This is a genomic window from Pokkaliibacter plantistimulans (genome assembly GCF_003194385.1).
GTDB lineage: Bacteria > Pseudomonadota > Gammaproteobacteria > Pseudomonadales > Balneatricaceae > Pokkaliibacter > Pokkaliibacter plantistimulans.
This window is the reverse complement of sequence record NZ_LAPT01000123.1, coordinates 19,858-27,262: the sequence shown is the minus strand read 5'-3', so window position 1 is coordinate 27,262 and position 7,405 is coordinate 19,858. Positions and strand designations below refer to the sequence as shown.

The following is a 7,405-nucleotide window of genomic DNA, read 5'->3' as shown; positions in this document are numbered from 1 at the left end:
GCAACGCAGATAGATTTTCAATAGCCTGCTAAGCACGGCAAGCCCACTATTGATGACCATTACTGCTGCAGGGTTCCGCGCACGGTAGCTGTAGCCTGCTCCGGCCAGGCAGCTTGAGACGCTGAGAATCATATTGAGTTCAATGCCTTGATCACTCTTTGCGGTATACCCCAGGCCACCAGACTGACGTCACCCGACTTGCAATGAGCGGGTACTGACGCAGGGCAAAGAGCAATAACAACAGGAAATCGTTAACGCCATGGCTGCACATTACGACTTTGACGTGCTGGTAATCGGTAGCGGAGCTGCCGGATTAACTGCAGCACTGCATCTGGCAGATACCCTCAAGGTAGCCGTGCTGAGCAAAGCAGAACTTCACAGTGGCTCAACGTTCTGGGCCCAGGGCGGTGTCGCCGCGGTACTCGACAAAGGCGACTCCGTCGACAGTCATATCAGCGACACCATGGACGCCGGTGCCTGGCTGCCTCGCCCGGAAGCCGTACGCTTTACCGTCGAGAACGGCCGTTCAGCCATCGAATGGCTGATCCAGCTGGGGGTGCCTTTTACTCCCGACCATCAGGCGGAAGCCGATAACCTGCCCTTTCACCTGACCAAGGAAGGGGGGCACAGTCATCGCCGCATCATTCATGCGGCCGACGCCACCGGCAGAGCCATAGAACAGACACTGATCAATCAGGCTCTGGCTCACCCCGGTATTAAGCTGCTGCATCATCGACTGGCGGTTGATGTGATTACTCATCAGAAGCTGGGCAAAGCAGGAAATGGCTGTGCCGGTGCCTATGTGCTCAATCTCGATACTGGCCATGTAGAAGTCTTTCGCGCCCGCTTTGTCATTCTCGCTACCGGCGGCGCCAGCAAGGTCTATCTGTATACCAGCAATCCCGATGGCGCCTCTGGCGACGGCATCGCCATGGCCTGGCGTGCCGGTTGCCGCGTGGCCAATCTGGAGTTCAACCAGTTCCACCCGACCTGCCTCTATCATCCGCAGGCCAAGTCCTTCCTGATTACCGAAGCGGTACGTGGTGAAGGGGGCCATCTTACCCTGCCCAACGGTGAGCGTTTCATGTTCCGCTTCGACGAGCGCGGAGAGCTGGCACCGCGGGATATCGTTGCCCGTGCCATTGACCATGAAATGAAACGTCTGGGTCTCGACCATGTTTATCTGGACATTTCACACAAACCGGCTGAGTTCGTGCGCGAGCACTTCCCGACGGTCTATGAGCGCTGTCTGGAGTACGGCATCGACATTACGCGAGAGCCAATTCCGGTAGTTCCCGCTGCCCATTACACCTGTGGCGGAGTGATGACAGACACTAGTGGCCAGACCGACATTGGCCGCCTCTATGCCATTGGTGAAACCGCCTTTACCGGACTGCACGGCGCCAACCGACTGGCCAGCAACTCACTGCTGGAATGCATTGTTTATGCACGGGCCTGTGCTACGGATATTCTCGCCAGGCATCCGCACACCGCCGAGGCGCCGTATGCCCCGGCCTGGGATGAAAGCCAGGTGACAGACTCGGATGAGGACGTGATCATTTCCCACAACTGGGACGAGTTAAGACGATTCATGTGGGACTACGTTGGCATCGTGCGTACCAACAAACGATTGCAGCGCGCCAAGCACCGTATTGACTTGCTGAAGCAGGAAATCGCCGAGTTCTACAGCAACTACAAGGTATCTCGCGATCTGATTGAATTGCGCAATCTGGCACTGGTAGCCGACCTGATCATCCGTTCAGCGATGCAGCGCAAGGAGAGTCGCGGGCTGCATTACACTCTCGACTATCCTCAGCAGGCGGCTGAAGCCAAGGACACCATTCTGGCTCCCATCAACTATCCCTGGCCAGTGTCGGGTCTGCGACATCAGGCTCAGGCAGGCAAACGCCCGTCATAGCTTCTGATAGCGTAATCTCACCTGCAGGCGGCGCCAGTCGTCGCCCTGCAGGCTGTCACGGAACAGCAGTAGTGATCGTCGGCGCAGCAGCTCATCGCGATAATCCAGCACTATCACCCAGGGCATCATCCATACCCGCACAGGTGTAATCACCTGCCAGCGCCCCTGCCCCTGTCCCAGCCACCAGAATTGCTCGCGCCAGCGCATCGCCACTGGCAACCTGGCGGCATAGCGCCATTCCCAGCCAGCCATGGCAAACACGGCCAGACTGAGCAGAGCCTGCTGCCAGAATTCAAGGCCCGACTGCCAGATGCCATAGATGGCCATGACCAGCGTGATAATCAGGAAGACCACACGCTGACGGGAGGCCATCAGAGGCAAACTATGCTGGCTGAACCCGCTCAAGGATGATCCGTACAATACGTTGCAGATCAGGATCAGCCGGCGTGTCATGCTGCATGAACCAGGCGAACAGGTCAGTGTCCTCCTGCTCCAGAAGCCGTACATAACGGTCCTGATCTTCTTTGGCCAGATCGGCAAAAGCTTCTTCGACAAAGGGGGTCAGCAGGACATCCAGCTCCAGCATGCCACGACGGCTCTGCCAGCGCAGACGGCGGATATCCAGATCAGAATAGGCTTGAGACATAAGTTACAGCACCTTCGCAGCAGGGGCCGCAGCCGCTGACGGCTGCACCCGAAAGAGCGCCGATTATAGGCAAGTGCCGTCGTGCTGGCGACCGGTACTTTAGCCGCCCTCTTGATCCTGATCGTTCCATCCCCATTTTCAGCAACGAGCAGAATGTCGAAGGCAGCTGATCCAATAGCAGCCCGTATCCCGGCTTCAGCATGGTATTTAATTGCTGTAAGCAAGCACGCCGAAGCGCTTCTCGACACCAAGAGATCAACGCACAGCAGATGCTGAACACGCTCCAGGCCCGGTATACAAATCTGCTATAGTAGCGACCATTCTGACATTCATGAGGTATGTTCATGCCCTGCCTCGCTAACGCGATCGAAGGCAGCCTGATGTAGTGTAGGTGCCATGCTCGATACCATAGCGAGCAGTATCAAAGTGCCGCGATTGCGTTCAGCAGACCGTGAACAAACCCAAAGAATCCTGTATTTATCGCCACCAGTACCCAAGCGACGGCTAACTATGAACAGCTTCTGGCAAGCCTTTCTCGAACAACAAGGTGCCGCCTGGAACCATGACGGTTTCCAAACCAACTTCGCCACACCACCGGCTGATCGCCCGTGGCTGATGGATCTGTCCTATCAGGGCATTCTTGGCTGCGACGGTGCAGCCGCAGAAAAATTTCTGCAAGGCCAGCTGACCTGCAACGTCGCAGCACTGAACGCCAGCAAGTCCAGCCTTGGCGGTCTTTGCAATCCCAAAGGCTCACTACTCAGCCTGTTTCGTCTGCTGAAGTCCGATAGCGGCTATCTGTTCGGTATGCGTCGGGAGCTGGTAGAACCTACCAGAGCGGTACTGAGCAAATACATTGTCTTCTTCAAAGCGCAGCTACAGGATCACAGTGATGAGGTTATCCGCCTGGGCCTGGCAGGCAAAGGTGCCGACAATATTCTGTACGCCCTGTTCGATGCGGCGCCAGAACATGTCGATGACGTACTAACCATTGACGGCAGCTGGATTATTCGTGTTGCCGGAGAACAGCCACGCTTTGAACTCTGGCTTCAACCTGAAGTCGCGAAAAAGCTCTGGGTACCGCTGACTGAACACGCCAATCTGGCCAGCAGCGAACACTGGGAAGCGCTGGAAATTGCTGCGGCGCTGCCTGACCTGACGCTGGCCACACGCGAGCAGCACATTCCACAGATGATGAATCTGCAAGCTGTCGGCGGTGTCAGCTTCAAGAAAGGCTGCTATACCGGCCAGGAAATCGTGGCGCGCATGCAGTATCTGGGCAAACTGAAACGCCATTTGTTCCGCGCAGAAGTGAGCACCTCCTCACGCCCCAGCGCTGGCCAAACCATTCATTGCCAGAGCAAGGAAGACCTGGGACAGGTGGTACGAGTCGCCCAGCTCAGCGACGGGCGCTATGCGTTACTGGCAGTGCTGTACAAGCAGGAAGCAGAAGGCGAACCCTGCTGGCTGGCCGGGGATGAAAGCGCGGTGCTGGACATCCAGCCGCTGCCCTACACCATCGACCCCGAAGTGTTTGAACGTAATCGGCCAAAACTCTGAATACCCACAGCAACTGACAGCGCAATGCAGCAAGCCCATCGATAAGATGGGCTTGTGTATCTGACGCTGAACCTATTCGGCCAGACGCTGAGACTATTCGGGTAGCTGATACTGCGCTGGCAACTGCCAGTCTACAGGCGACTGACCATGCTGCTGCAGCCACTGGTTGGCAGCCGAAAAGTGTCCGTTACCGATAAATCCACGGTGCGCTGACAAGGGTGAAGGGTGCACGGACTCCAGCACGCAGTGGCGGCTGCGATCAATCACACGCCCTTTCTTCTGTGCATAACTGCCCCACAGCATAAAGACCAGCCCATCCCGCTCGCGGTTCAAACGCTCCACCACATGATCAGTGAATGTCTCCCAGCCGCGGCCCTGATGCGCCCCTGCTTGTGCCTGCTCTACGGTCAGCACCGCATTGAGCAGCATTACCCCCTGCTCAGCCCAGGGAATCAGACAACCATGCCCGACAGGCTGCACTGACAGATCCCGCTGCAACTCTTTATAGATGTTCTGCAGTGAGGGGGGAATCCGCACGCCCGGCAATACCGAGAAGCACAACCCATGAGCCTGCCCTGGGCCGTGATAGGGGTCCTGCCCCAGAATGACCACCCTGATCTGCTCAAAGGGCACGTAGAGGAAGGCATTAAACCAGTCCTGAGAGCGCGGATAGATCACCTTGCGGGCATCCTTCTGCTCCCGCAGAAACTGCTTGAGCTGCAACATGTAGGGCTGAGCCAATTCGGCTTCCAACCAGGGTTGCCAACTGGGATCAACACGAAGTGTCATTCATATCTCCTTGCCACCGGTAGAACACTCCCCTCGGGAGCAGGCTATAGTAACAGCACAGCCTGAGCTGACAACCAATGTGCAGCCAGCTACAGCAAAGCCGTTTAGCCGACGCGCAGCAGATCATGAATACGCTCTAAGAAAACACCTTATTTCGTTGCCCTCCCCTTTGTACAATGATGAACGGCGGTCGACAGCAACAGGAAGCACTTATGAAGCAGGAACCCCAGGCTCCCACAGAGCAAGACCAGAAAAAAACCAGACTCAATCTCAAGATAACCCTGAGCATCCCCATGGTGGCCCTGATGCTCGCTGCCGCATCTCTGCTTATCTCGGTCAATCTGTGGCTCTGGGTGCCCACACCGTCGGTCAGCTCTCTGTCAGCCAAGGTCAATACCCTGAGCACCCAGTGGCAACAGGACACCCAGCGTATCGAAACCGATTACCGGGACTGGAAAACACTGCTGAGTCAGCAACAACAGCAAGCAGAGCAGATGGCCAGTATGCTGGATACCCTCGAGCAGGGAGTGGCCGCCTCCAGCTCTGCACAGATGCTGGCACTGATGATTGAACAGGAAGGCAACTATCAGGAGTTTCTGACCAATCTGAAGACCGGCATGCAGGAAATGAGTGATATGGTACGCGGCTCCCGCACCTGGTTTGATGAGTACAACCGCCGCATGAATGTCGCCAACGAAGCCAGCAAGGCCCGCCTTGAGCGCTTGCAGAACCTGTTGAAGCAAATCAAATCCAGCCCCACGGCCCCCCATCCCGGCAGCACCATACCGTCATCTACACCTCCTGCTACGACGACCGCGCCCGGCACGCCTACCATGCCCTGAAGATTCAGCAACCTAAAGATTCAGCAACACCCGGAGCATGTGAACAGACATAAAAAAAACCGCAGCTCAATGGCTGCGGTTTTTTGCGTCAGGCGAAAAGATGCCCTCAGGTGTACATCACACTTCCGGGCGCATGGCCGGGAACAGGATCACATCACGGATGGATGCGGAATCAGTGAAGTACATCACCAGACGGTCGATACCAATGCCCTCACCAGCGGTCGGGGGCAAGCCGTACTCCAGCGCATTAACGTAATCGGCATCATAGAACATAGCCTCATCGTCGCCCGCGTCCTTCTCTGCTACCTGCTGCATGAAACGTTCAGCCTGATCTTCAGGGTCGTTCAGCTCAGAGAAGCCGTTGGCAATTTCACGACCACCGATGAAGAACTCGAAGCGATCCGTGACGTGGGGATTGTCATCATTACGGCGCGCCAGCGGAGACACCTCAGCAGGATACTCGGTAATGAAGGTGGGCTGATCCAGACGGTGCTCGGCAGTAGCTTCAAAGATTTCGGTCTGCAGTTTACCCAGACCCCAGGTCGGCTTGACGTCCACTCGCAGTGACTTGGCCAGCGCCTTGGCCTGATCAAAGTCAGTCAGCTGCTCCAGACGAATTTCCGGATTGAAGTGCACGATGGACTCCAGCATGCTCATGCGTACGAAAGGTTTACCCAGATCGTACTCGGCACCCTGATATTTCAGTGTCGTGGTCCCCAGAATGTCCTGCGCCAGGGTGCGCAGCAGCTCCTCGGTCAGGTCCATCAGATCTTTGTAATCTGCATAGGCCTGATAGAACTCCATCATGGTGAACTCAGGATTGTGACGCGTAGACAGGCCTTCGTTACGGAAGTTGCGGTTAATTTCGAATACGCGCTCAAAACCACCCACCACCAGACGCTTCAGATACAGCTCAGGGGCAATACGCAGGTACATGTCACGATCCAGCGCATTGTGATGAGTAATGAACGGACGTGCTGAAGCACCACCGGGAATCACCTGCAGCATGGGTGTTTCCACCTCAAGGAACTGACGGTCCCCCATAAAGCGGCGGATACCGGCAACGATCTGCGAGCGCACACGGAATACATTGCGCGACTCTTCATTGCTGATCAGGTCCACATAGCGCTGGCGATAACGCATTTCGGTATCCTGCAAACCTTTGTGTTTGTCCGGCAACGGACGCAGCGCCTTGGTCAGCAGGCGTGGCGTAGTCATGTCAACGTACAGGTCGCCCTTGCCTGACTTGTGCAGCACACCCTCGGCGGCAACGATATCACCCAGATCCCAGGTCTTGATGTCTTCCAGCACATCGGCTTCCAGACCTTTGCGATTAACGTACAGCTGCAGACGGCCGCTGACGTCCTGAATCACCATGAAAGCACCACGGTTCAGCATCAGACGACCGCTCACCTTCACCTTCAGGCCCAGCGCTTCCAGCTCTTCCTTGCTCTTGTCGCCATACTGCGAGAGCAGATCGCCAAGGAAGTGATCACGGCGGAAATCGTTAGGGAAGGCTACGCCCTTGGAACGCAGCTGCTGAAGGCGCTCGCGGCGCAAGGCGACCAGTTTGTTTTCGTCCTGCTCAACAGAGACAGTTTTGCTTTCATTGCTCATCAGGGGTAAATCCTGTTGCAGGTATAGATCCTG

Annotated in this window: 7 protein-coding genes; 3 read left to right on the top strand and 4 right to left on the bottom strand. The window is 56.3% G+C overall.

The genetic code is table 11. The features are described 5' to 3' along the window. The first annotated feature begins 259 nt into the window (after positions 1-259). A complete protein-coding gene (nadB, locus tag WH50_RS22585; protein WP_110189467.1) occupies positions 260-1,918 on the top strand; it encodes an L-aspartate oxidase in 1,659 nt (552 codons plus the stop codon). Here the strand turns inward: nadB and WH50_RS22580 are convergent. Together WH50_RS22580 and WH50_RS22575 are read right to left on the bottom strand one after the other, a co-directional pair. Beyond that, positions 1,913-2,323: a protein YgfX gene (locus tag WH50_RS22580; protein ID WP_133251407.1), complete on the bottom strand. Its 411-nt coding sequence runs from the start codon at positions 2,321-2,323 to the stop codon at positions 1,913-1,915. The two genes, nadB and WH50_RS22580, sit on opposite strands and share 6 nt — an antisense overlap. Further along, complete coding sequence (locus tag WH50_RS22575) at positions 2,301-2,564, bottom strand: FAD assembly factor SdhE (RefSeq protein ID WP_104155449.1); 264 nt, start codon at positions 2,562-2,564, stop codon at positions 2,301-2,303. Before WH50_RS22575 ends, WH50_RS22580 begins: the two co-directional genes overlap by 23 nt. A 510-nt stretch (positions 2,565-3,074) precedes the next feature. Here WH50_RS22575 and ygfZ point away from each other — a divergent pair. Continuing rightward, positions 3,075-4,124 carry a CAF17-like 4Fe-4S cluster assembly/insertion protein YgfZ gene (gene ygfZ / locus WH50_RS22570; RefSeq protein ID WP_165838524.1) on the top strand — a complete coding sequence of 350 codons (1,050 nt, stop codon included), beginning with the start codon at positions 3,075-3,077 and terminating at the stop codon, positions 4,122-4,124. A 93-nt stretch (positions 4,125-4,217) separates the two neighbouring features. Here ygfZ and ung read toward each other — a convergent pair whose 3' ends face one another. Next, complete coding sequence (gene ung, locus WH50_RS22565) at positions 4,218-4,913, bottom strand: uracil-DNA glycosylase (protein ID WP_104155447.1); 696 nt, start codon at positions 4,911-4,913, stop codon at positions 4,218-4,220. Positions 4,914-5,125: 212 nt separating this feature from the next. Here ung and WH50_RS22560 point away from each other — a divergent pair, with 212 nt between their 5' ends. Then, positions 5,126-5,755: a hypothetical protein gene (locus WH50_RS22560; RefSeq protein ID WP_110189464.1), complete on the top strand. Its 630-nt coding sequence runs from the start codon at positions 5,126-5,128 to the stop codon at positions 5,753-5,755. Positions 5,756-5,872: 117 nt separating this feature from the next. Here WH50_RS22560 and lysS read toward each other — a convergent pair whose 3' ends face one another. Beyond that, on the bottom strand, positions 5,873-7,372 hold the full coding sequence (gene lysS, locus WH50_RS22555; RefSeq protein ID WP_110189463.1) for a lysine--tRNA ligase: 1,500 nt from the start codon (positions 7,370-7,372) through the stop codon (positions 5,873-5,875). Positions 7,373-7,405: the final 33 nt, after the last annotated feature.

What these genes read in the sequence shown, in the direction of transcription:
- nadB (WP_110189467.1), top strand. Translation starts at nt 260, where the DNA reads ATGGCTGCACATTACGACTTTGACGTGCTGGTAATCGGTAGCGGAGCT.
- WH50_RS22575 (WP_104155449.1), bottom strand. Translation starts at nt 2,564, where the DNA reads ATGTCTCAAGCCTATTCTGATCTGGATATCCGCCGTCTGCGCTGGCAG.
- ygfZ (WP_165838524.1), top strand. Translation starts at nt 3,075, where the DNA reads ATGAACAGCTTCTGGCAAGCCTTTCTCGAACAACAAGGTGCCGCCTGG.
- ung (WP_104155447.1), bottom strand. Translation starts at nt 4,913, where the DNA reads ATGACACTTCGTGTTGATCCCAGTTGGCAACCCTGGTTGGAAGCCGAA.
- WH50_RS22560 (WP_110189464.1), top strand. Translation starts at nt 5,126, where the DNA reads ATGAAGCAGGAACCCCAGGCTCCCACAGAGCAAGACCAGAAAAAAACC.
- lysS (WP_110189463.1), bottom strand. Translation starts at nt 7,372, where the DNA reads ATGAGCAATGAAAGCAAAACTGTCTCTGTTGAGCAGGACGAAAACAAA.